At 73.1% G+C, this 1,934-nt stretch carries 2 protein-coding genes; both read right to left on the bottom strand.

The genetic code is table 11. The features are described 5' to 3' along the window. Positions 1-75 precede the first annotated feature (75 nt). Positions 76-849 carry a TIGR03084 family metal-binding protein gene (locus LI92_RS21070; protein ID WP_046322414.1) on the bottom strand — a complete coding sequence of 258 codons (774 nt, stop codon included), beginning with the start codon at positions 847-849 and terminating at the stop codon, positions 76-78. Beyond that, positions 836-1,934: MFS transporter (locus tag LI92_RS21075; protein WP_046322415.1), on the bottom strand; the 1,099-nt coding region annotated here is incomplete at its 5' end. The genes LI92_RS21075 and LI92_RS21070, both read right to left, overlap by 14 nt.

Below are 1,934 nucleotides of genomic sequence, written 5' to 3' on the forward strand. Positions count from 1 at the left end.
CGGCTCGCTTCGCGCTGGCGCGCTCAGCGCCCGGCGCTGTGCCAAAGGGCGCCGGCTCGCTTCGCGCTGGCGCGCTCAGCGCCCGGCGCCGGGAGGCCCGGCGAAGGCTTGGGCGATCTCCAGCCAGCGCTGCGCGTCCTCGCCATGCGCCGCGACATCCAGGTCGGCCAGCGCACGCCGCTGGGTGACCAGCAGGCAGAAGTCCTCGGCGCGGCCGGTGACCCGCTGCTCGGCGTTGACCGGCCCCCAGGCCCACACCCCGCCCTCGGGGGCGTGTAGTTCCACGTGAAACGGTGCTGCCGGCGGCGTCAGGCCGTGCACGGTGAAGGCGAAGTCACGGGTGCGCACCCCCAGGTGCGCAATCGAGCGCAGTCGCGCCGTCGGGCGCCGCCGCACCCCCAGCGCATCGGCCACGTCCAGGCCGTGCGCCCAGGTCTCCATCAACCGGGCGGTGGCCATCGACGCGGCGCTCATCGGTGGGCCGAACCACGGCAACTTGCGACCGTCGGCCACCCCCAGCAGCGCATCGTGCAGCTGCGCACGCGTCGAGCGCCACTGCGCCAGCAGCTCGGCCGGCGGGAGCTGCGCCAGCGCGGCGGCACCGTCGTCGACGAAACCGGTCGGGTTGCGCAGGCCGTCGGTCACGGCGTCGGCGAAGTGGGCCTCGTCGACAATCGCGGCCAGCGAATGCTGGTCGGTCCAGAGCAGGTGACCGATCTGATGGGCGATCGTCCAGCCCGGCGCCGGAGTGGGCGTGGCCCACTGGCTGTCGGTGAGGGGGGCCACCAGCGTGTCGAGCTCATCGCTTTCGGCACGCAGATCGGCGACGATCGGTTCAGTTTCGGCCATGTTCGTACCTTAGGCCCACCGGCTGGCGGCGGCGCCCGATGAACGCATGCCCGGCCAGGCCCGCCAGGTAGAGCAGGGTGCCGGCCACGATCAGCGACGGCGCCTGCCCGTCGGGGGGCATCACCGCCGCGGCGCCCGCCACGGCGATGATGAACGACACCCAGAACAGCGAGTCCTGGACGGCGAAGACATGGCCGCGCAGGGCGTCGTCGACGTCGATCTGCATGGCGGTGTCGGCGCACAGCTTGACCACCTGGCCGGCCACGCCGAGCAGGAATCCGCAGGCCACCAGCACCGGCAGGTACAGGCCGATGGCGGCGAACTGGATCACCGCGGCGGCCGCCAGGGCGCCGTTGGCGGTGGCGTAGCGGCCCCAGCGGTGCACCGCGGGTGGGGTCAGCACGGTGGCCAGAAACGAACCGGCGCCGGCCGCGGCGACGAACAGCGCCGTGGTGCCCAGGCCGGACACCGTGTGCTCGCCGACGTGCCGCACCAACACCAGTACCAGCAGGGTGTTGATGCCGAAGGCCATCCGGTGCGCGGCCAGCCCGGACAGGGTGGCGGCCACGGTCGGGCGGGCCGTCACCGTGCGGAGGCCGTGCATCCAGCCCGTCGTCACCGCGTACAGCGCTGAACCGTGGATGGCGCGTTTGGTGTGGTCGGGGCCCAGCACGCGCGGACCGAACCGCAGCGCGAGCACCAGTGCGATCGCCACCGGGACGGCCACCACCGCGATGATCGACGCCGCCCCGCGATCATCGGCGCCCACCAGCCAGCGCGGCAGCAGCATGAAGTTCGCGCCCAGAAAGGCCGCTACCGCACCGGTCGCGATAGCCAAGGCGTTCATCGTCACGACCTGTTCGCGCGGCACCACGTGCGGCAGCGCCGCCGACAACCCGGAGGCGATGAAGCGGGTGAAACCGTTGGCGATCAGCGCCGCGCACAACACCGGAAGGTCACCGGCCCCGACGGCCAGCAGGGCCGCGATCCCGAGCACCAGCACCAGCCGGGCGACGTTGGCCACCACCAGCACCAGCCGCCGGTCCCAGCGGTCCAGCAGCGCGCCGGCGAAGGGCCCAAGCACC

Source organism: Mycobacterium sp. UM_Kg1 (assembly GCF_000972925.1).
GTDB lineage: Bacteria > Actinomycetota > Actinomycetes > Mycobacteriales > Mycobacteriaceae > Mycobacterium > Mycobacterium hiberniae.

Excerpts from the sequence above, each read along its gene's own strand:
- LI92_RS21070 (WP_046322414.1), bottom strand. The coding sequence starts at position 849 with ATGGCCGAAACTGAACCGATCGTCGCCGATCTGCGTGCCGAAAGCGAT.